18 protein-coding genes and 1 tRNA gene are annotated in these 22296 nt (G+C 44.3%); 2 read left to right on the forward strand and 17 right to left on the reverse strand.

Features of this window, described 5'->3' with window-relative positions; genetic code table 11:
- The first annotated feature begins 67 nt into the window (after positions 1-67).
- A complete protein-coding gene (locus tag CS948_RS04540; RefSeq protein ID WP_099290537.1) occupies positions 68-2431 on the forward strand; it encodes a GH92 family glycosyl hydrolase in 2364 nt (787 codons plus the stop codon).
- A gap of 52 nt (positions 2432-2483) precedes the next feature.
- Here the strand turns inward: CS948_RS04540 and CS948_RS04545 are convergent, their stop codons facing one another.
- Together CS948_RS04545 and CS948_RS04550 are read right to left on the reverse strand one after the other, a co-directional pair.
- On the reverse strand, positions 2484-3500 hold the full coding sequence (locus CS948_RS04545; RefSeq protein WP_099290538.1) for a 2-oxoacid:ferredoxin oxidoreductase subunit beta: 1017 nt from the start codon (positions 3498-3500) through the stop codon (positions 2484-2486).
- A 2-nt stretch (positions 3501-3502) separates the two neighbouring features.
- The gene (locus tag CS948_RS04550) at positions 3503-5347 is read right to left on the reverse strand and encodes a 2-oxoacid:acceptor oxidoreductase subunit alpha (RefSeq protein ID WP_099290539.1); all 1845 of its coding nucleotides are present in this window, start codon (positions 5345-5347) and stop codon (positions 3503-3505) included.
- A 348-nt stretch (positions 5348-5695) separates the two neighbouring features.
- On the opposite strand from CS948_RS04550, the gene corA reads away from it, so the two are divergent.
- The gene (gene corA / locus CS948_RS04555) at positions 5696-6757 is read left to right on the forward strand and encodes a magnesium/cobalt transporter CorA (protein WP_099290540.1); all 1062 of its coding nucleotides are present in this window, start codon (positions 5696-5698) and stop codon (positions 6755-6757) included.
- A gap of 79 nt (positions 6758-6836) precedes the next feature.
- Here corA and CS948_RS04560 read toward each other — a convergent pair whose 3' ends face one another.
- From CS948_RS04560 to CS948_RS04630, 15 genes are all read right to left on the reverse strand, one after another.
- Complete coding sequence (locus CS948_RS04560; protein WP_099290541.1) at positions 6837-7154, reverse strand: DUF3467 domain-containing protein; 318 nt, start codon at positions 7152-7154, stop codon at positions 6837-6839.
- 59 nt (positions 7155-7213) lie between these two features.
- Entirely contained in the window at positions 7214-11458 is a 4245-nt protein-coding gene (gene rpoC, locus CS948_RS04565; protein WP_099290542.1) for a DNA-directed RNA polymerase subunit beta', read from the reverse strand.
- A 91-nt stretch (positions 11459-11549) separates the two neighbouring features.
- Positions 11550-15362 (reverse strand): DNA-directed RNA polymerase subunit beta, encoded by a 3813-nt coding sequence (rpoB, locus tag CS948_RS04570; protein ID WP_099290543.1) that lies wholly within the window; start codon positions 15360-15362, stop codon positions 11550-11552.
- A gap of 93 nt (positions 15363-15455) precedes the next feature.
- On the reverse strand, positions 15456-15833 hold the full coding sequence (gene rplL / locus CS948_RS04575) for a 50S ribosomal protein L7/L12 (RefSeq protein ID WP_099290544.1): 378 nt from the start codon (positions 15831-15833) through the stop codon (positions 15456-15458).
- A gap of 42 nt (positions 15834-15875) precedes the next feature.
- Positions 15876-16394, reverse strand: a complete 519-nt coding sequence (gene rplJ, locus CS948_RS04580) for a 50S ribosomal protein L10 (RefSeq protein WP_099290545.1) — start codon at positions 16392-16394, stop codon at positions 15876-15878.
- A gap of 29 nt (positions 16395-16423) precedes the next feature.
- Positions 16424-17119, reverse strand: coding sequence for a 50S ribosomal protein L1 (gene rplA / locus CS948_RS04585; protein WP_099290546.1), 696 nt, complete (start codon positions 17117-17119; stop codon positions 16424-16426).
- A 24-nt stretch (positions 17120-17143) separates the two neighbouring features.
- The gene (gene rplK / locus CS948_RS04590; RefSeq protein ID WP_099290547.1) at positions 17144-17581 is read right to left on the reverse strand and encodes a 50S ribosomal protein L11; all 438 of its coding nucleotides are present in this window, start codon (positions 17579-17581) and stop codon (positions 17144-17146) included.
- 23 nt (positions 17582-17604) lie between these two features.
- Entirely contained in the window at positions 17605-18153 is a 549-nt protein-coding gene (gene nusG / locus CS948_RS04595) for a transcription termination/antitermination protein NusG (protein ID WP_099290548.1), read from the reverse strand.
- 18 nt (positions 18154-18171) lie between these two features.
- Positions 18172-18363, reverse strand: a complete 192-nt coding sequence (gene secE, locus CS948_RS04600; RefSeq protein WP_099290549.1) for a preprotein translocase subunit SecE — start codon at positions 18361-18363, stop codon at positions 18172-18174.
- 19 nt (positions 18364-18382) lie between these two features.
- Positions 18383-18455: transfer RNA gene (locus tag CS948_RS04605), tRNA-Trp, on the reverse strand.
- Between the two features lie 97 nt (positions 18456-18552).
- Complete coding sequence (tuf, locus tag CS948_RS04610) at positions 18553-19740, reverse strand: elongation factor Tu (RefSeq protein WP_099290550.1); 1188 nt, start codon at positions 19738-19740, stop codon at positions 18553-18555.
- 171 nt (positions 19741-19911) lie between these two features.
- Entirely contained in the window at positions 19912-20208 is a 297-nt protein-coding gene (gene raiA / locus CS948_RS04615; RefSeq protein ID WP_099290551.1) for a ribosome hibernation-promoting factor, HPF/YfiA family, read from the reverse strand.
- Between the two features lie 18 nt (positions 20209-20226).
- A complete protein-coding gene (locus tag CS948_RS04620; protein ID WP_099290552.1) occupies positions 20227-21138 on the reverse strand; it encodes a tyrosine-type recombinase/integrase in 912 nt (303 codons plus the stop codon).
- Between the two features lie 70 nt (positions 21139-21208).
- Positions 21209-21400 (reverse strand): 30S ribosomal protein S21, encoded by a 192-nt coding sequence (rpsU, locus tag CS948_RS04625; protein WP_099290553.1) that lies wholly within the window; start codon positions 21398-21400, stop codon positions 21209-21211.
- Positions 21401-21944: 544 nt separating this feature from the next.
- Positions 21945-22220 carry a tol-pal system YbgF family protein gene (locus CS948_RS04630; protein WP_176554919.1) on the reverse strand — a complete coding sequence of 92 codons (276 nt, stop codon included), beginning with the start codon at positions 22218-22220 and terminating at the stop codon, positions 21945-21947.
- Positions 22221-22296: the final 76 nt, after the last annotated feature.

The raw sequence follows: 22296 nt of genomic DNA on the forward strand, positions 1-22296 counted from the left end.
AAGAAGAAATCTAAAAAGGATAATTTTGTCGGCAAAATCATTAAAACTTTAAAAATAATAAGCATCCATGAGAACTCTCAGTAGCCTATTCTTGTTAATATCACTACTTTACTCGTGTCAAGACACGAACGTAAAAAAGCAACCCGTTGATTGGGTAGACCCACAAATCGGTTCCGTGCATTGTCGTTGGTTCTTCTATACACCCGCGGCACTCCCCATGGGTATGGCAAAATTAGCCCCGACGACAAACGCCTATGGAAGTTACGGAAGTTGGACTCCCTGTGGATATGATGACCGTCATCATTCGCTCGAGGGCTTTGCCCATTTTCACGAGTTTCAAATCGGGGGAGTCGTGACAATCCCAACCACGGGTACATTGAAAACACTTCCCGGTTCTCTTGAAAACCCGGATGAAGGTTATCGTTCCCGCATCGACAAGAACACGGAATGCTCCACACCGGGGTATTATTCCGTGAATCTCACCGATTACAATATCAAAGCCGAACTCACGGCAACAACCCGCACGGGTTTTCACCGCTACACTTTCCCCGAATCACCGGAAGCAAGAATATTATTCGACATCGGACACAAACAAGGCGAAAGCGCAACCGTGACCGACGCAGAAGTAACCTATCATCCCGAAAGCAACGAGGTGACCGGTTGGGTGGAAAACTACCCGGTTTACGCCATTTTCTGTCAGCCGGAGGGAAAAGTGAAAATCTACTTTGCCGCCAAACTGGACAAGCAACCTGAATCTGTCGGTACATTTGTCAATGACAAGATTACCGAAAATTCTCATTCCGAACAAGGTCCCGGATGCGGATTATTCTTGAATTTCAAGACAAAAGAACAGGAACAGATACAAATGCAGGTAGGACTATCCTACACGAGCATTGAAAACGCCCGCAACAATCGGGAAATAGAGTCAAAAGGCAAAACATTCGACAACGTGAGAAACAGCGCTCGCGAAACATGGAACGAAATGCTGGGACGCATACAAGTCGAGGGTAGAACCGATGAAGATAAAACCAAATTCTACACCGGACTATACCATGCTCTACTCGGCAGAGGCATTGCCAACGACATAAACGGGCAATTTATTCAACATGACAAGACGATAGGTCAAATTTCTCTGGATGAACACGGGTTACCGCAATACGCCCATCACAACACGGACGGCATGTGGGGCGGCTTCTGGAACCTCACGCAAATATGGACTCTCGCCTACCCGGAAATCTATTCCAGCTACGTGAAATCCAATCTCGACTTCTACGAAAATTCCGGTTGGCTACATGACGGTGAAGCCGCTGGAGTCTACACGAATGGCGTGCAAACCAACTTTCAGGGGTTAGTGATTTGTGCCGCTTATCAGGCAGGCATCCGGGACTTCGATATCCACACGGCATGGGATGCCGTGCGTAAAAACGAATTGGAATACATCGGCAGGGACATGGGTAACGGGAAATACGATAACGAATACTTTATCAAGAGAGGCTATATACCCTTGAAAGATTACGTGTACCCGAACGAGTGGGTATGCAATTTCGGGGCATCCCACACGCTGGAATACGCGTTCAGTTGCTATGCCGCAGCACAATTGGCAAAGGCCTTGGGCAAAACAGCCGAGTATGACACGCTGCTATATTACTCGCATGCTTACAAAAACCTTTTTGACCCCGAAACAAAATACATGCGCCCGCGGGAAGAGGACGGCACATTCATGAAAGATTTCGACCCGATGAAAGGCTGGAAAGGATTCCAAGAAGGGAATGCCGCCCAATACACGTGGTACGTTCCGCATGACGTGAAAAATCTAATCTCCCTCATGGGAATAGATGTCTTCAACGAAAGATTGGAAAACACGTTCGCCGAGTCACGCAAGACTCTTTTCGGCGGCGGTAAAGAAATCGACAGTTTTTCGGGTGTCGAGAAACTATACAACCAAGGTAATCAACCTTGCCTGCACGACGCTTGGTTATTCAATTATTCCGGCAAACCTTGGCTGACACAACTATATACCCGTCTAATTTGTGACGAGTTTTACGGACTCACTCCCGAACACGGCTATGGCTACGGGCAAGATGAAGACCAAGGACAACTGGGAGCATGGTACGTACTGGCTGCCATGGGGCTGTTCGACGTGCAAGGGGGAACAAACATCACCCCCTCCTACCAAATCGGTAGCCCGAAATTCAACAAGATTACAATCAAACTTGACCCGAAATATTATTCCGGAAAAGAATTTATCATTGAAACGGAAAATTGCTCCCCGACAAACTATTACGTTCAATCCGCCACGTTAAACGGCAAACCGTTGGACGACTGCTGGTTCTATCGTAAGGAAATCATGAACGGTGGGCATTTAAAATTAAAAATGGATTCTATTCCCAATACCCAATGGGGTATCGCATCCATGCCCCACTCGAAATAAAAAATAGAGGCGTTTCAATGAAACGCCTCTATTTTTTTTATTATCAAACAATTTATTTTACCTCCCAAACGTCACCGCTGTTCAATAAATCGTCAACACAATGAATCGGTGATTTTGCTTTCACGTCTTCAATCTGTCCTTCCAGTGCATCATTATAAGTAATGCCTTCCACATCACGGATAACTCCCAATGCCACGGGATATTCCGGAGCTTTCATGTGCACCAGCATCCAATGTATAGAGGGATTCACACTATGAGCGTCATGTACCATGATATCGTCAAGAGTGATGCCATCTTTGCCAATCTCCACAACTTTCAACTTTCCGGCTTTCATATCGAACATGATACCTTTATCTTTGTTCTTTCCAAAAACCATCGGTTCGCCGTGCTTCAAAATCAACTGACGTTCCTCTTTCATTTCTTTATCGGTAATCGCAGCATGAGCACCATCGGCAAAAATCACGCAATTCTGAAGAATCTCCACAACTGCAGTCCCTTTATGACGCACACCCGCCTCAATCACCTCGGCAGTCAAATTAATATTCATATCCAATGAACGGGCAAAGAATTTTCCTTGTGCACCGATTACCAATTCTCCGGGATTAAACGGAGTTTCAATCGTACCGTAAGGAGAAGTTTTAGTCTTCGTACCCAATTTCGTGGTCGGAGAATACTGTCCTTTTGTCAGACCGTAAATCTCGTTATTGAACACTAAAGTGGTAATATCGATATTCCGACGGATAGCGTGAATAAAGTGATTACCCCCGATTGCCAACGCATCACCGTCACCGGAAACCTGAAGGATATTCAATTTCGGGTTAGCACTCTTTGCCCCGGATGCTATCGCGGCAGCACGCCCATGAATCGTGTGGAAACCATACGTGTTCATGTAATAGGGGAAACGAGAAGAACACCCGATTCCGGAAATAACTGCCCACGATTCTTTCGGGTACCCCAATTCAGCCATGGCCTTTTGTACAGAGTTGATGATACCATGGTCACCGCAACCCGGACACCAACGAATCTCTTGGTTGCTCTTAAAATCTTTCGGTGTATATTGTTCTGCCATGATTATTTTCCTAATAATTCGGTTATTTTTTCTTTCAGCTCAACTACCGTGAAAGGTAATCCTGCTACTTTATTATACTGATAGTAATTGTGGTGCGGGAACTTAGCTCTCAAATATTGAGCAAATTGTCCCAAATTCAACTCGCAAACGATAATCTTCTTGAATTTCGCAAGCACTTCACCCGTGTTCTTCGGAAGCGGATTAATAAAATTGAAGTGAGCCAAACTTACATCCGCACCCTCTTCTCTCAGTTCCTTTACCACGGAATACAAGTGACCGTAAGTACCACCCCATCCGACAACAAGCACATCGCCACCATCTTGGCTTCCGAACACTTCCTGTTCCGGGATATAATCGGCAATCTTAGCCACTTTCGCATCACGCAAGTCAGTCATCACCTGATGGTTTTCAGGAACATAACTAATCTCTCCGGTAACATTTACTTTTTCCAAACCACCGATGCGGTGTTCCAGACCTTTCGTTCCCGGCAAAGCCCACATTCTAGCCAAAGTTTCCGGATCACGAGCGTAAGGCTTGTAATCATCTCCCTCTTTAGCCACTCTCGGGGTTATCACCGGAAGATCTTTCATTGCCGGAATCTTCCACGGTTGCGCACCGTTTCCAAGATAACCGTCAGTCAACAGAACAACCGGAGTCATGTGTTCAACTGCTATTTTAGCTGCCCAGAACGCGTAATCGAAGCAGTTACCCGGGGTACTTGCCGCTACAACAGGCATAGGACTTTCACCGTTACGCCCGTAAAGAGCCTGCAATAAGTCGGATTGCTCCGTCTTCGTGGGAAGACCTGTTGAAGGACCACCGCGTTGAACGTCAACAATAACCAAAGGCAATTCAGCCATTACAGCCAATCCGGCAGCTTCGCTCTTCAATGCAAGACCAGGACCGGAAGTAGTAGTTATAGCCAGATTACCCACGTAACTTGCACCGATAGAAGTACAAATTCCGGCAATCTCATCCTCTGCCTGATAGGTTTTCACACCTAAATCACGTCTTAATGCTAATTCCTGTAAAATATCCGTTGCCGGAGTGATAGGATAAGAACCGCAGAACAAAGGTAAATTAGCCTTTTCAGCCGCTGCAAGGAATCCCCATGCAGTTGCCTTGTTTCCGGTAATCGTACGGTAGCGACCTTTCTCTATATGAGCAGGAGCCACATTGAAGTGTACAGCTAAAGCGTGTACGTTGGCAGCATAATTAAATCCGCTTTCCAAAACTTTCACGTTAGCTTTAGCGATCTCCGGTTTCTTACCGAATTTCTGGTTAATAAAATCTCTCGTATGATCTACCGTACGGTCAAACATCCAGTATATCATACCAAGAGCAAACATATTCTTACATTTAACGATAGATTTTTGATCCAGACCGCTGTCTTTCAAAGCCTCTTCCGTCAAAGTTGTCACTTTTACCGGGACTACATTATAATCCTGCAAAACAACATCTTCCAACGGATTTGCCTTATACCCTGCTTTCTCGATGTTCTTATCATTAAATGCATCCAAATTCACGATAATCGTCGCACCCTTTTTAGCCCAACGCAAATTAGCTTTTAAAGCGGCAGGATTCATCGCCACAAGCACATCAGCAAAATCACCCGGGGTTTTCACCGGATTATCCCCAATATGTACCTGAAAACCGGAAACACCACCTACAGTTCCTTGCGGTGCGCGTATCTCCGCGGGATAATCGGGAAACGTTGATACCCCGTTTCCAAATAAAGCTGCAGCATCCGAGAACTGCGAACCCGTCAATTGCATACCATCTCCCGAGTCCCCCGAAAAACGGATTACAATATTTTTTTTGTCGATAACTTCTGTCTTTTCACTCATGACTTAGTTATTTGTTCTTTAATATTAAATTACAAAATGTATATTACAAAATCACACAATTTTTATGTTGTAAAACATATGCAAATGTAGCCAATACAAACATCTAAACAAGTTTGTATCAGTATTTTTTTCTTTCGGCATATACCATTGACAATCAAGCTTGAGCATGTTGAAAAACATATTTTTCAACACAGATAAAATAAAACAGTTCTAAACAAGGCTCATTTTTCCGCCTTTTTTTGTTACTTTCTTGTTACCGTTGAAAATTCCAACGAATAATTTCCCTTTCAAAATGGAACAAAAACACCCAAAAAATTGTATACGTAATAAAAACAAATTTAACTCATTATGGCTAGATTTCTGAAAGATCGGACAAAATCACAAGGAGCCGCTCCCGGTTCCCTTATCTTTATCGGGAAACAGAAAATGACTAAAAATTCGATCCATGTCATACAATACACCCCGGAAGGAGTCAAAGAATCCTTTCCGGAAACAGTCGACGGTATCAGTAATATGGTATCCAACGACCACATGACATGGATCAACATATCCGGTCTTCAGAATACAGGCCTGATTGCCGAAATAGGAAAAGCATTCGATATATCTTCCCTTTTTCTGGAAGACATTTTAAACACAGACCAGCGTCCCCGGTTCAGCGATGAATCCGACCACCTGTACATTATTGCCAAATCTTTCTATCTAGGCAAAGAAGATGATATCGTACACATGGAACAACTCTCTTTCATCGTCGGCTCTCACTATCTGATTACAGTGCAGGAAACCGACGCAGATTATTTCAAGGATGTAAAGAAACGCCTTTATGACGGGAAAACCCGTATCCGCACTTATGGCACGGACTACCTTTGCTATGCGCTGCTGGATACGATTGTAGACAGCTATATCATCAACTTGGAAATACTGGGTGCCGCTATTGAGTCAAGAGGAAAAACAATCCTCGAATCCGATGTGAAAACAATAGAAGGTCTTTATCATTACAAAACGGAATTATCCTACATCCGGAAAAACGTCCGTCCTTTCAAAGAAGTCACCTCTCGTTTCACGAACTGTGATTCGTCCTTAATCAATGAACGCACGTACACCTATCTGCACGACTTGGACGACTTGGTTCTACAAGCACAAGAAGCCATAGAAATCTACTACTCCATGGTATCCGACCAGATCAATCTTTACCAAACCAACACTAGCAACCGGATCAACGACGTCATGAAAGTATTGACGATTTTCTCCGCCATCTTCATCCCGCTCACTTTCATCGCCGGCATCTACGGAATGAACTTCCAATACATGCCCGAACTAAATCACCGCTACGCTTACCCCATCCTATGGGGTATCATGATTGTTATCACCATCATCATGCTACTCTATTTTAAACGGAAAAAATGGCTTTAGTAATTTTAGATTTACGATTTCAGATTTATGATTCCAGTCGCACAAATCTGTGCTTGTGGAAATCTGAAATCGTAAATTACTAAGCCTGTCCCTTCGTTCCCAAATCCAACGGGAACATCGGGGTTCCGGGACCACCACCTTCGGGCAAGTTAATTTTACCGAAATTCATTTCAAATTTACGGATGTTATCTTGTAACGCCAACATCAAACGTTTGGCATGTTCCGGGGTCAGTATGATACGACTCTTCACGTCAGCCTTCGGCACACCCGGCATAATACGAATAAAATCCACGATAAACTCCGACGAGGAATGGGAAATTATAGCCAGATTAGCATAAGTCCCTTGTGCCACCTCGTGACTTAATTCGATATCAAGTTGTTGTTTTTTCTCTTCCATAATGGTTCGGTTATAGTTATAAAACAATAGAGGCGCCTTTCGGCGCCTCTATCTTATCGTTATTTTTCCATCCTTTCGAGATCCGCCTTAGAGCCTACGATCATACCTCTAAACTCTTTCATACCTGTTCCCACCGGTATCAAGTGACCGCAAATCACGTTCTCTTTCAATCCTTCCAGAGGATCGACCTTACCGTAAATTGCAGCTTCGTTCAACACCTTCGTGGTCTCTTGGAATGAAGCAGCAGAGATAAAGCTTGCCGTCTGCAATGCAGCGCGGGTAATTCCTTGTAATACCTGTGCCGAAGTTGCGGGCACCGCATCCCTAGCCTCAATCACCTTCAAGTCACGACGTTTCAATTGAGAGTTAATATCTCTCAACATACGTACCGTGATAATTTGTCCCGGTTTCACCCGATCCGAATCTCCGGCATCCAGTACAACTTTCTTACCGTAGATTGAATCGTTTTCTTCCATGAACTCACCTTTATCAACGATTTGGTTTTCCAAGAATCTCGTGTCTCCGGCATCTTGAATCAATACCTTACGCATCATTTGGTGTACGATAATCTCGAAGTGCTTATCGTTAATCTTCACACCCTGCATACGATACACATCCTGTACCTCGTTCACGATATATTCCTGTACTTTGATCGGTCCCTCAATATTCAGGATATCAGTCGGGGTAATCGCACCGTCAGACAACGGGGTTCCGGCACGTACATAATCGTTCTCCTGAACCAATATCTGTTTTGACAGAGATACCAGATACTTCTTCACCTCACCGGCTTTAGAAGTTACGATGATCTCGCGGTTACCACGCTTGATCTTACCATAAGTTACCTCCCCGTCAATTTCCGATACAACCGCAGGGTTCGACGGGTTACGAGCTTCAAACAACTCGGTAACACGAGGAAGACCTCCCGTGATATCGCCTGCCTTACCAACAGCCCTCGGAATCTTCGCGATCGTACTACCTGCCGTTACCTCTGCACCTTCTTTTACAACGATGTGAGCGCCTACCGGCAAGTTGTAACTCTTGATCATATTTCCTTCCGCATCATTGATACGCAAAGCGGGAGCTTTCATCTTGTCACGGAACTCGATGATAATCATCTCTCTAAATCCGGTCGTTTCGTCAGATTCTTCCTTGTAGGTTTCACCCTCAATCAAGTTCTCCAACCCGACAGTTCCGGCAAATTCAGTAATGATCAACGCATTGAACGGGTCCCATTCACAAAGCAACTCACCTTTATTTACTTCATCACCATCCTTCACGAACAATTTAGCCCCATAAGGAATAGCGTGAGAAATCAATATAATATTCGTGTTTTTATCCAGAATGCGCAACTCCGTCAAACGTCCGACAACAACGTCACAAGTCGTTCCGTTATCCAACACATGCTCGACAGAACGCAATTCCTCATACTCGACATAACCGTCATATTTCGCTTTCAACGAGTTCTCGCTGGAAATATTTCCGGCAGTACCTCCCACGTGGAAAGTTCTCAATGTCAACTGGGTACCCGGCTCACCAATAGACTGTGCTGCAATAACTCCGACAGCCTCACCTTTCTCAACCATACGGCTGGTAGCAAGGTTACGTCCATAACATTTAGCACAAACTCCTTTCTTCGCCTCACAAGTCAGTACGGAACGTACTTCAACCCGCTCGATCGGTGATTTTTCAATAATATCGGCAATCACTTCCGTGATCTCGTCACCCGATGCCACGATCAATTCACCGGTATTCGGGTGATAAATATCATGCACGGACACGCGTCCCAATATTCTCTCGGACAAAGAAGATACGATCTCCTCGTTATTCTTGATAGCCGAAATGGTAACCCCTCTCAACGTACCGCAGTCTTCCTCGGTAATCGTGATGTCATTTGCCACGTCAACCAAACGACGAGTCAGGTATCCGGCGTCTGCCGTCTTCAATGCCGTATCCGCCAAACCTTTACGAGCACCGTGGGTTGAAATGAAGTACTCCAACACCGAAAGCCCTTCCTTAAAGTTCGCCAAAATCGGGTTCTCGATAATCTGACCACCGGTAGCTCCGGATTTTTGGGGTTTCGCCATCAATCCACGCATACCACCCAACTGACGAATCTGCTCGCGAGATCCACGGGCTCCGGAATCCAACATCATGTAGATAGAATTGAATCCCTGGTCGTCAGATGCCAACTGCTTCATCAAAGTTGAAGTCAAGTTAGCGTTCACGTGTGTCCAAATATCAATAATCTGGTTATATCTTTCATTATTGGTAATGAATCCCATGTTATAGTTCATCATCACCTCTTCCACTTGATCGTATCCCTCCTGCAACAAATCTTGCTTGTTCTCCGGCACGATAACGTCACCCAAGTTGAATGACAAACCACCCTCGAACGCCTTACGGTACCCCAAGTCTTTGATATCATCCAAGAACTTGGCGGTCACATCCACCCCGCAACGTTTGAACACGTCACCGATGATGTCACGCAAAGCTTTCTTCGTGATCAAGGTATTAATATACGGATAATTCTTCGGGGTAAACTGATTCAATATCACACGACCGACAGTAGTCTTAATCATGTGGTTGATCGCGTTTCCTTCATTATCTACATCATCAATTTTCACTTCAATCTCGGCATGCAAATCCACAGCCCGCTCGTTGAAAGCGATAATCACTTCCTCGGGAGCATAGAACTTCAAACCTTCACCCTTCACGCCTTTTCTCGGTTTCGTGATATAGTACAAACCGAGTACCATATCTTGAGAAGGTACCGTGATAGGCGCACCGTTAGCCGGATTCAAGATGTTATGCGAACACAACATCAAAATCTGCGCTTCCAGAACAGCCTCGTTACCTAACGGCAAGTGCACAGCCATCTGGTCACCGTCAAAGTCGGCATTAAATCCAGTACAAGCCAAAGGATGCAAACGGATAGCCTTACCCTCGATCAATTTCGGCTGGAAAGCCTGAATACCCAAGCGGTGCAAAGTCGGCGCACGGTTCAACAAAACCGGATGCCCTCTCAACACATTTTCCAGAATATCCCAAACAATCGGGTCACGACGATCCACAATCTTTTTCGCACTCTTCACCGTCTTCACGATACCGCGCTCGATCAACTTACGGATAATAAACGGCATGTACAATTCGGCAGCCATATCTTTCGGAAGACCGCATTCGTGCATCTTCAAGTCCGGTCCAACGACAATTACCGAACGTGCGGAATAGTCAACACGCTTACCCAACAAATTCTGACGGAAACGTCCTTGTTTACCTTTCAAACTGTCGGACAAAGATTTCAACGGTCTGTTATTCTCGATCTTTACAGCGTTAGACTTACGAGAGTTATCGAACAATGAATCCACGGCCTCCTGTAACATACGTTTTTCATTACGTAAGATCACATCCGGAGCCTTGATCTCGATCAATCTCTTCAAACGATTGTTACGGATGATTACCCGTCTGTACAAATCGTTCAAATCGGAAGTCGCAAAACGACCACCGTCCAACGGAACCAGCGGACGCAACTCGGGCGGTATCACAGACAACACCTTCACGATCATCCATTCCGGTTTATTAATCTCTTTACTCTCGCGGAAAGCCTCTACAACCTGCAAACGTTTCAAAGCTTCGTTCTTTCTCTGTTGAGAAGTCTCCGTATTCGCTTTATTTCTCAAATCATAGGACAAATCATCCAAATCCAGACGCTCCAACAACATGGAGATCGCCTCGGCACCCATCTTAGCAATGAATTTATTCGGATCATCATCATCCAGATATTGATTATCCGTCGGAAGCTTATCCAGAATATCCAGATATTCCTCCTCCGTCAAAAAGTCCATTGTTTTGATACCGGTATCACCCATGATACCCGGGTTCACCACCACGTATCTCTCGTAATAGATCACGGTATCCAGTTTCTTGGAAGGCAAACCTAACAAGTAACCGATTTTATTCGGTAATGATTTGAAATACCAGATATGAGCCACCGGAACCACCAATTGAATGTGCCCCATGCGCTCACGTCTTACCTTCTTCTCCGTCACCTCGACACCACAACGGTCACAAACGATCCCTTTATAACGAATACGTTTGTACTTACCGCAATGACATTCGTAATCCTTCACCGGTCCGAAAATACGCTCGCAGAACAAACCGTCACGTTCAGGCTTGTAAGTACGATAGTTAATCGTCTCCGGTTTTAGTACAGCGCCACTGGATCGTTCCAGAATCTCTTCCGGCGAAGCCAACCCAATCGCTATCTTAGTAAAACTCTTTACTTTATTGTCTTTTCTGAAGGCCATATTTTATTTGTTAATTGAAAATTGAAAATTGAGAATTGAAAATTAATAGACTTTCTTTCCCCATTTTCAATTTTCCATTTTCAATTTTCCATTATATTAGGTTTACGCTCAATCCTAACCCGCGAAGCTCATGCAACAACACGTTGAAAGACTCCGGAATCCCGGGATTCGGCAGAGGTTCCCCTTTCACGATATGCTCGTAAGTCTTCGTTCTTCCCATCACGTCATCCGACTTCACTGTCAGGATTTCTTGAAGGATATGTGATGCACCGAATGCCTCGAGTGCCCAAACCTCCATCTCTCCGAAACGCTGACCTCCGAACTGAGCCTTACCTCCAAGAGGTTGTTGAGTAATCAACGAGTACGGACCGATAGAACGAGCATGCATCTTATCATCAACCATGTGCCCCAACTTCAACATGTAGATCACACCCACGGTTGCCGGCTGGTCGAAACGTTCTCCCGTTCCCCCGTCATACAAGTACGTGGTACCGAATCTGGGTACACCGGCTTCGTCCGTGTACTTATTGATATCTTCAAGAGTTGCACCATCGAAAATAGGGGTAGCAAACTTCACTCCCAAGTTCTTACCTGCCCAACCCAATACGGTTTCGAATACCTGTCCCAAGTTCATACGGGAAGGCACACCCAACGGGTTCAAACAAATATCAACCGGAGTACCGTCAGCCAAGAACGGCATATCTTCCACCCTTACCACGCGGGATACAATACCCTTGTTACCGTGACGTCCTGCCATCTTATCACCGATTTGTAATTTACGCTTTTTAGCCACGTAAACTTTCGCCATCTTGATGATACCCGTGGGAAGTTCGTCCCCGACAGTAGCGTTGTATTTCTTACGTTTGATCTGTCCCTCTATCTCTTTGTACTTGATGATATAGTTATGCAACAAGTCGCGGATCATATCATTCTTCTGCTTGTCTGTCGTCCACTTGTTCGGGTTGATCTGCAAGAAATCCATATTCTGCAACATCTTGTACGAGAACTTCACGCCTTTCGGAACAATATCCTCGTTCAAATAATTCTTCACGCCTTGTGAAGTCTTACCGTTCACCAGTTCGAACAACTTATCGATCAACAGAGAAGTAAGATCACCTACTTTACGTTGGAACTGCTCGTCTAACTCTGCCAGTATATTCTTTCCGGCAGCTTTAGTCTTGCGGTCGCTGATCGTGCGTTGGAACAGCTTCTTGTCGATAATCACACCCTTCAAAGACGGGGAAGCCTTCAAAGAAGCATCTTTCACGTCACCGGCTTTGTCACCGAAGATGGCTCTCAACAACTTTTCTTCCGGACTCGGGTCAGACTCTCCTTTCGGGGTAATCTTACCGATCAAGATATCTCCCGGCTGTACACGAGCTCCGACACGAATGATTCCGTTTTCATCCAGATCTTTCGTTGCCTCTTCACTCACGTTCGGGATATCGGCCGTCAACTCCTCAAGACCGCGTTTCGTTTCACGCACTTCCAAAGAATACTCGTCCACGTGAACAGAAGTGAACACGTCATTCCGAACAATATTTTCGGAGATCACGATAGCATCCTCGTAGTTGTACCCCTTCCAAGGCATGAATGCCACTTTCAGGTTACGCCCGAGAGCCAACTCACCCTTCTGGGAAGAATAACCTTCCGTCAGAATCTGTCCTTCTTCTACACGCTCGCCTTTTCTCACGATCGGCTTCAACGTGATTGTCGTACTTTGGTTAGTACGTTGATATTTCGGTAAATAATACTCTTTCGTATCCGGCTCGAAACTTACAAAAGCCTCTTCTTCCGTGCGGTCATACTTGATCACGATCTTGCGCCCGTCCACGAAACTAACCACACCCGGACCTTCAGCAACAATCTGTGTTCTGGAATCCTTGATCAAGTTAGCTTCCAAACCGGTACCCACGATCGGGGACTCCGGAGAAATAATCGGAACTGCCTGACGCATCATGTTAGATCCCATCAATGCGCGGTTAGCATCATCATGCTCCAAGAACGGAATCAAAGAGGCAGCGATAGAAGCAATCTGGTTCGGGGCAACATCAATCATGTCCACCTCTTCACCCGCTGCCAACGGGAAGTCGGCATCTTGTCTGGCTTTTACCCGCTTATTGATAAACTTTCCCTCTTCATCAATGGGGGAACTAGCTTGAGCGATTACCTTTTCTTCTTCCTCCTCTGCCGAATAATATCTCACTCCTTCTTCAGATAAATCCACCACTCCGTTATTCACCTTACGATAGGGAGTTTCGATAAAGCCAAGGTCATTGATCTTCGCATACACGCAAAGAGATGAAATCAAACCGATATTCGGTCCCTCGGGCGTTTCGATCGGACACAAACGACCATAGTGAGTGTAATGCACGTCACGCACCTCGAATCCGGCACGATCTCTCGAAAGACCACCGGGTCCCAATGCGGACATACGTCTTTTGTGGGTTATCTCAGCCAGCGGATTCGTTTGATCCATGAACTGGGACAACGCGTTCGTTCCGAAGAACGAGTTAATTACCGAAGACAAAATCTTCGAATTAATCAAGTCAACCGGGGTAAACACCTCGTTGTCGCGCACGTTCATTCTCTCGCGAATCGTACGTGCCATACGGGCCAACCCTACTCCGAATTGATTATATAATTGTTCGCCAACCGTACGTACGCGGCGGTTGCTCAAGTGGTCGATATCGTCCACGTCCGTCTTGGCGTTCAACAAACGGATCAAATATTTGATGATCTCGATAATATCCTCTTTCGTCAGCACACGGATATCCGGGTCTGTCGCAAGATTCAACTTCTTGTTCAACTTGTAACGTCCCACGTCACCCAAATCGTAACGTTTGTCCGAGAAGAACAACTTATCAATCACATCGCGTGCAGTAGCCTCATCTGGCGGCTCCGAACTACGCAATTGCCTGTAAATATGCAACACCGCTTCTTTCTCTGAATTACAGGGATCCTTTTGCAGCGTGTTATATATAATAGCATAATCAGCCAAGTTTTGCATTTCCTTGTGAAGAAGGATCGTTTTCGCGCCGGATTCGACAATTGCATCAATATGCTCAGGCTCCAGTACCGTTTCACGATCAACGATAATCTCGTTACGCTCGATAGAAACGACCTCACCGGTATCTTCATCAACGAAATCTTCAATCCAAGATTTCAAAACACGAGCAGCCAAACGTCTGCCAACGACTTTCTTCAACCCCGTACGGGAAACATTGACTTCATCTGCAAGACCGAATATCTCGAGGATATCCTTATCCGTTTCAAACCCGATCGCTCTCAAAAGAGTTGTCACGGGCAATTTTTTCTTCCGGTCGATATACGCGTACATCACGTTATTGATGTCCGTGGCGAACTCGATCCATGAACCCTTGAACGGAATAATTCTCGCGGAATAAAGCTTCGTACCATTCGCGTGGATACTTTGCCCGAAGAAAACGCCGGGAGACCTGTGTAACTGAGAAACTACCACTCGCTCTGCTCCATTGATCACGAAAGTACCCTTCGGAGTCATGTAAGGAACATTTCCTAAATATACATCCTCGATAACGGTATCAAAATCTTCATGTTCCGGGTCTGTACAGTACAACTTTAACTTCGCTTTCAAGGGTGCGCCGAAAGTCAATCCCTGACTCAAACACTCCTCGATCGTGTAGCGGGGCGGATCTATAAAATAGTCCAAAAATTCCAAAACAAAGTTGTTCCGTGTATCAGTTATAGGAAAATTTTCCTTGAAAACCGTGTAAAGGCCTTCATTCTTTCTGTTCTCAGGCGTGGTACCTAATTGAAAAAAGTCCTTGAAAGACTTCAACTGCACCTCAAGAAAATCAGGGTATTCCAGCTGATTTTTTATCGATGCAAAGCTTATTCTATTGTTTGAATTATATGAAGACATCTATTATTTTTTTTGAACCTAAACAATCATAACAACAAAATGGTTTAGAGTCCACATGAGACTCTAAACCTAAAAACCTACCGGTTTTATACCTTATTTAAGTTCAACTTCAGCTCCTGCCTCTTCTAATTGAGTTTTCAATGAATTAGCTTCTTCTTTAGAAACTTTTTCTTTCAATGGAGCCGGAGCCTTGTCAACGATTTCCTTAGCTTCTTTCAAACCAAGACCGGTCAATTCTTTAACCAACTTAACTACGGCTAATTTAGCGGCACCTGCTGATTTCAAAATAACATCGAATTCAGTTTGTTCAGCAGCAGCGGCAGCAGCGCCACCAGCTGCAGGAGCAGCAACAGCTACAGCAGCAGCTGCAGGTTCAATTCCGTACTCTTCTTTTAAAATGTCAGCTAATTCTTTTACGTCTTTTACGGTAAGGTTTACTAACTCTTCTGCAAGTTGTTTCAAATCTGCCATTTCTATTCTATTTAAAATTGTTTGTTTACTAAACTATAAAAATTATTCTTTTTCAGAAAGTGTTTTAACAACACCAGCGATCGTATTTTGTCCGGATTGCAACGCGGAAATAACATTCTGCATCGGTGATTGCAACATCGCGATAACGTCCGCAATCAACTCTTCCTTAGACTTAATACTGATCAATGCCTCAAGTTGGTCTTCACCAACGTAAGTACATTCCTCAACGAAAGCTCCTTTGAATACCGGTTTGTCTTTGGTCTGACGGAACTCTTTAATCAGTTTGGCAGGACCATTTCCGGTATCGCTCAACATGATAGCGCTATCTCCCTTCAACACGGAGAAAAGCTCCTCGTAATTGTTGTTAGCGTTTTCCAAAGCCTTTCTCAACAAGGTATTCTTTACTTGCACCAACTTGATGTTAGCGTTGAAACAAGCCCGACGCAAAGCTTGTGTATCCACAGCGTCAAGTCCTGAAATATCACTAACATACAAGTGCTTGTAAGTATTCACTTGTTCGGTTAAGGTCTCTATTACGACTTTTTTATCTTCTTTTTTCATACTACTGAAGTCCTTTTTAGATTACTACATTAATCAAGTAAAGTCTTTGGTTCTACTTGAATACCGGGACTCATCGTACTTGACAGATACACGCTCTTGATGTAAGTACCTTTCGCTGCAGTCGGTTTCAGTTTATTGATCACGTTCAAGAATTCTCTCGCGTTCTCCATAATCTTCTCCGGCTCGAACGTTACTTTACCAATAGAAGCGTGAATGATACCGAATTTGTCAACTTTAAAGTCGATCTTACCTGCTTTAACCTCAGTAACAGCTTTCCCGATTTCCGGGGTTACCGTACCACTCTTCGGGTTAGGCATCAATCCACGAGGACCCAAAATTCTACCAAGAGCACCTACCTTACCCATTACAGAAGGCATCGTGATGATAATATCGATGTCGGTCCAGCCGCCTTTCAATTTCTCGATATAATCGTCCAAGCCCACGTAATCGGCCCCGGCTGCTTTAGCTTCTTCCTCCTTGTCAGGAGTACACAAAACCAAAACTCTTACTTGCTTTCCGGTACCGTGAGGTAAAGTACATACACCGCGCACCATTTGATTGGCCTTACGCGGGTCTACACCCAGTCGAACGTCCATGTCAACTGACGCCTCAAACTTCGTGAAAGTTACTTCTTTCACAAGCTGTGCGGCCTCGTCGATAGAGTATACCTTTCCACCTTCGATCTTCGCTAAAGCTAACTTTTTATTTTTTGTCAGTTTACTCATTACGTTTGAAGTGTTACAAGTTCATTAAAAAGGTCTGTCACCGGTTACGGTAATACCCATACTTCTGGCGGTACCAGCTACCATACTCATTGCTTTTTCAATCTCGAAAGCGTTCAAATCTTTCATCTTGTCCGTGGCAATAGCTCTCACCTGTTCCCAAGTGATAGAAGCCACTTTCTTGCGATTGGGCTCCGCGGATCCGGATTTAAGTTTAGCAACTTCCAAAAGTTGAATAGCAACAGGAGGTTGTTTTGTAATAAAATCAAACGACTTATCACCATACACCTGTATAATTACCGGGATGATTTTGCCTGCCATCTCCTGAGTTCTAGCGTTGAATTGCTTACAGAAGTCCATGATGTTGACTCCCTTAGAACCTAACGCCGGTCCTACTGGAGGGGACGGGTTTGCAGCTCCGGCTTTAATTTGCAGCTTGATAATAGCTTCAACTTGTTTTGCCATGATTGTTTTTAATCAAATAATTGTTATTCTTTTTCTACCTGCATGAAACTCAATTCAAGTGGCGTTTTCCGTCCGAAAATCTTGACAATTACTTTCAAGCGTTTCTTGTCGGAATTCACCTCCTCTATCACGCCGGTAAAACCATTAAACGGTCCGTCAGTCACTTTAACCGACTCGCCAACGAAATAAGGAATACTTATTTCTTCTGGTTGTTCCGCGAGTTCATCCACCGTACCGAGTATCCGGTTCACCTCCGCTTGACGCATCGGCACTGGATCTCCTCCTTTGGTTTCCCCCAGGAAGCCTATCACGTTCGTGATGTCACGAAGCATGTGAGGGATTTCTCCAACGAGCGCGGCTTCAATCAACACGTAACCCGGGTAAAGGTTTCGCTCACTGCTATACTTTTTCCCGTTACGCACTTGATACACCTTCTCGGCAGGCACCAAAACCTGAGAAACATATTCCTGAAGCCCTAAACTGGCGATTTCATTCTCGATGTACTCCTTTACCTTCTTCTCTTTACCTCCAATGGTTCGAAGCACATACCATCTTTTCTGTATTTCAGCCATGTTAGACCTCCAAGATTATTAGTAAAACAAATTATATATACCGGTCACGATATGTCTGAACGAGAAATCCATCGCGAATATGCAAAGCGCTATGATGACGGAAGCTATCATCACGATCGTCGCACTACTTTGGAGCTCAGACCACGTAGGCCAAGTTACTTTATTCACCAGCTCATTATAAACATCTGATATATAACTCTTAACTTTCATTTGTTCTTTAATTTAGTTGCACGGGAGGAGAGGTTCGAACTCCCGACCCTCGGTTTTGGAGACCGATGCTCTACCAACTGAGCCACTCCCGTGTGTGAGTCGGCACGAAGCCGACTCATTTATTTTGGATTTATGATTTAGTAATTTCAGATTAAATCATCAATCTAAAATCGTAAATCTAAAATCTTATTAGTCTAAGATCTCAGTGATCTGACCAGCACCAACGGTTCTACCACCTTCACGGATAGCAAAACGCAAACCTACGTTACAAGCTACCGGAGTGATCAAATTAACCTCGATGGTCAAGTTATCACCGGGCATTACCATCTCGCGTCCTTCCGGAAGAGTGATTTCACCGGTAACGTCCAAGGTACGGATATAGAACTGCGGTCTGTATCTATTATGGAACGGAGTGTGACGACCACCTTCTTCTTTCTTCAAGATATAAACCTCAGCTTTGAATTTATCGTGCGGTTTAACTGAACCCGGTTTTGCCAACACCATACCACGTTTGATCTCGTCTTTATCGATACCGCGAAGCAACAAACCAACGTTGTCACCAGCCTGACCTTCATCAAGAATCTTACGGAACATCTCAACCCCGGTACATACGGTTTTCTTACCGTCAGCACCCAAACCGATGATTTCCAATTCATCACCAGTGTGAACGATACCAGTTTCAATACGACCGGTAGCAACAGTTCCACGACCAGTGATAGAGAACACGTCCTCAACAGGCATCAAGAAAGCTTTATCAACGGCACGTTGCGGCAACTCGATCCAGTTGTCAACAGCATCCATCAACTCCATTACTTTCTCTTCCCATTTAGCTTCTCCATTCAACGCTCCAAGAGCAGAACCCAAGATCACCGGGGTATTGTCACCATCATATTGATAGAAAGACAACAACTCGCGAACTTCCATCTCAACCAATTCCAACATTTCCGGGTCGTCAACCATATCCACTTTGTTCAAGAATACAACGATTCTCGGAACGTTTACCTGACGAGCCAAAAGAATGTGCTCACGCGTCTGAGGCATCGGACCATCGGTAGCGGCGCAAACCAAGATAGCACCGTCCATCTGAGCAGCACCAGTTACCATGTTCTTCACATAGTCGGCGTGTCCCGGACAGTCAACGTGTGCATAGTGACGGTTGGCAGTCTGGTATTCTACGTGAGAAGTATTAATGGTGATACCTCTTTCTTTTTCCTCCGGAGCGTTATCGATAGAATCGAATGAACGTAATTCAGAAAGACCTTTTTTTGCTAATACCGTAGTGATAGCAGCCGTCAAAGTAGTTTTACCGTGGTCAACGTGACCGATAGTACCAATATTTACGTGTGGTTTGGACCTGTCAAAATGTTCTTTAGCCATAACTCTAAAACAATTTTATTATTAAACAATTTATCACAATAACTCTATATTCATGCAAGTAACTCGCTGTCTATCCACTCCTTGAACAGAAAAGGCGAGATCTCCCATTTAATTTGGCTTGCAAATGTACAAATTAAAAATCATATCTCACAATAAATGAGATCATTTTTCTCAATTTTCTCTTTTTTCTTTCGCCTTAACTAATTGTCTCTTGAGCACATCATACAACTCATCGACAGTCTCCTCGAAAGTTTTCGCGTTCTTTTTGGCAAATACTTCCTGCCCTTTTATATCTACATGTACCTCGGTCAGTTTATTCTCGAGTTGATCATCCTTTTCCAATTTCAAGGTAACGTCAACTCCCATAATACCGTCGTGGTACTTTTCCAGCCTCGAGAATTTCTTGTTTATAAACTCTTCCAACACCGGATTAACTGAAAAACCTACAGGATTAATTCTAATTTCCATATCGTTTCCTCCTATAATTTATGCTCGCGGGTGAGCTTGTTTAAAAATCTCCAACATTTTCTCTACCGAATTATGCGTGTAAACCTGAGTGGCTGCCAGACTGGAGTGCCCCAACAATTCCTTGATACCTTGGATTGACGCCCCCCGATCCAGCAAGTGAGTGGCAAACGAATGCCTCAACACGTGCGGACTGCGCTTTGACAATGAAGTATGTTCTGCCAACGCCGCCACCACCAAACGGTAAACGAATTGCGGGTAGATCGGCTTACCTTTATCGGTCACGAAGAACATCCCGTGTTCACGTCCCACGACTTCGGCACGCCCCTTGATATAACAAGCAATATCCTCCTCCAGTTCTCTCAAGATCGGGACTTCCCGCTGTTTTCCGCCCTTACCGTGGACACGTATACAATGCCGCGACAAATCAACATCAACCAGCCGTAATCCGACAATTTCAGAACGCCTCATGCCCGTGTCGTAAGCCATCAGCAAAATCAGAAAATCTCTCAACCCATGAAAGCCTTCCTCTTTCTCCGCATCATCCAGCGTGATCTCCATATCCTGCTCGTTCACGAAAACAGGCAATCTTTTCGGCAACTTCGGCCCCGAAATATCTTCGGCCGGATTCACCTCCATCACCCCTTCTTTCACGAGGAATCGGAAAAACGCTTTAACACTGCTCAACTTACGCTTACCGGAAGCCGGATGCAACTTTTGTTTCCCCCCTTTGTTCCTCAAGGCTCCTCTCATTTCCGCCACGACCCACTCCCTCACGAGCTTGGTCGTCATTCGGGAAAAATCCTCGTCTTCCTCGTCCATTCCACAAAAATCGTAAAACTGACGCAAATCCGTCTTGTAAGCGACCACCGTATGAGCGGAGTAACGCTTCACGTCTTCCAAGTATTTCAAAAATAGTCCGATCTGTGTCATTTTTTATAAATAATAAGTCGTAAGCAAGTTACGCCTTTTGTTTGGAAAAACAAAGGAAGAATTCGATTTTTTAATCTTCAGCTTGTTGCAAAGATTGACGATAGGCAGCCTTCATACGAGCCACTCTGTTTCTTACAGACGGTTTCGTGAAAGCTTGACGATCTCTCAGTTCTTTAATAACACCGGTTTTCTCGAATTTTCTTTTAAATTTCTTCAACGCTCTCTCGATGTTTTCACCTTCTTTTAATGGTACAATTATCATGATTTTCTAGTATTTAAAATGAATATTTTTTATATAACACAAAATTCGACAACACTTTATCGTGCTGTTCTCCACTAAATAATATGTATTCTTTTTAATCTCTCGATAATAATTGACCACCCCCTTTCAAGCGGATTGAAGTTTATATTTAACAATTCAAAAAACTGGTTGCAAAGATATATCAATTAATTAAGATATAAAACCCTTGCAGCCTATTTTTTTCTCGTACACAAAGAAATAATCATTCCCTTCCCTTGAGCACAATACCATGAACAAGGGTAAAACTCCCATTGACCAACAGCAAAGCACCCCACCTGCTTTTCAGCAACCGGAACTCATCACGAGACAATCGGCATGCCACCCGCGTTAAAAATACCTTTTTTATGCAAAAACGTGGGCGATAAGTGGGCAAACTGTGGGCGAAGTGTAGGCGATGCCGCCCAAAAGCCGCCTATAAGCCACCCAAAAACCGGATAAAATCATAGGACATCCCTATCTATAGCATAGCATGACCTTACCCCCAGAATATTTATCCCTCGCTAACTCAAGGATTCAGCAAATCCTTGCAATAATAATTCAAGATGCCGTTAATCATATCCAGATAGGTCTTCGCCTTCGTGTTTTCCGGGTTTATCCGCACGACTTCATTAAAATGATTCAACGCTTGAGTGGTATCCCCCTTGGCATAATACACCACCCCCAACTCCAACAACACGGTTTCACGTTCTCCCGCACCATTCTCCAACATTTGCAAAAGCATCGCGATAGCTTCATCCCTCTGTCCGTTCTTCGCTAATTGTTTTGCCTCTTCTATATTCATCATATCGAAATTTACTTATATAATATGTATAAACTTAACAGGACTTTTTTGTCCATTTCAAAGATAGTAATTTTTG

Origin of the sequence: Butyricimonas sp. Marseille-P3923 (assembly GCF_900184685.1) — a bacterium.
Taxonomy (GTDB): Bacteria; Bacteroidota; Bacteroidia; order Bacteroidales; family Marinifilaceae; genus Butyricimonas; species Butyricimonas muris.

Coding starts and splice junctions, on each gene's coding strand:
- CS948_RS04540 (WP_099290537.1), top strand. CDS start 68: ATGAGAACTCTCAGTAGCCTATTCTTGTTAATATCACTACTTTACTCG.
- CS948_RS04545 (WP_099290538.1), bottom strand. CDS start 3,500: ATGGCAGAACAATATACACCGAAAGATTTTAAGAGCAACCAAGAGATT.
- CS948_RS04550 (WP_099290539.1), bottom strand. CDS start 5,347: ATGAGTGAAAAGACAGAAGTTATCGACAAAAAAAATATTGTAATCCGT.
- corA (WP_099290540.1), top strand. CDS start 5,696: ATGGCTAGATTTCTGAAAGATCGGACAAAATCACAAGGAGCCGCTCCC.
- CS948_RS04560 (WP_099290541.1), bottom strand. CDS start 7,154: ATGGAAGAGAAAAAACAACAACTTGATATCGAATTAAGTCACGAGGTG.
- rpoC (WP_099290542.1), bottom strand. CDS start 11,458: ATGGCCTTCAGAAAAGACAATAAAGTAAAGAGTTTTACTAAGATAGCG.
- rpoB (WP_099290543.1), bottom strand. CDS start 15,362: ATGTCTTCATATAATTCAAACAATAGAATAAGCTTTGCATCGATAAAA.
- rplL (WP_099290544.1), bottom strand. CDS start 15,833: ATGGCAGATTTGAAACAACTTGCAGAAGAGTTAGTAAACCTTACCGTA.
- rplJ (WP_099290545.1), bottom strand. CDS start 16,394: ATGAAAAAAGAAGATAAAAAAGTCGTAATAGAGACCTTAACCGAACAA.
- rplA (WP_099290546.1), bottom strand. CDS start 17,119: ATGAGTAAACTGACAAAAAATAAAAAGTTAGCTTTAGCGAAGATCGAA.
- rplK (WP_099290547.1), bottom strand. CDS start 17,581: ATGGCAAAACAAGTTGAAGCTATTATCAAGCTGCAAATTAAAGCCGGA.
- nusG (WP_099290548.1), bottom strand. CDS start 18,153: ATGGCTGAAATACAGAAAAGATGGTATGTGCTTCGAACCATTGGAGGT.
- secE (WP_099290549.1), bottom strand. CDS start 18,363: ATGAAAGTTAAGAGTTATATATCAGATGTTTATAATGAGCTGGTGAAT.
- tuf (WP_099290550.1), bottom strand. CDS start 19,740: ATGGCTAAAGAACATTTTGACAGGTCCAAACCACACGTAAATATTGGT.
- raiA (WP_099290551.1), bottom strand. CDS start 20,208: ATGGAAATTAGAATTAATCCTGTAGGTTTTTCAGTTAATCCGGTGTTG.
- CS948_RS04620 (WP_099290552.1), bottom strand. CDS start 21,138: ATGACACAGATCGGACTATTTTTGAAATACTTGGAAGACGTGAAGCGT.
- rpsU (WP_099290553.1), bottom strand. CDS start 21,400: ATGATAATTGTACCATTAAAAGAAGGTGAAAACATCGAGAGAGCGTTG.
- CS948_RS04630 (WP_176554919.1), bottom strand. CDS start 22,220: ATGAATATAGAAGAGGCAAAACAATTAGCGAAGAACGGACAGAGGGAT.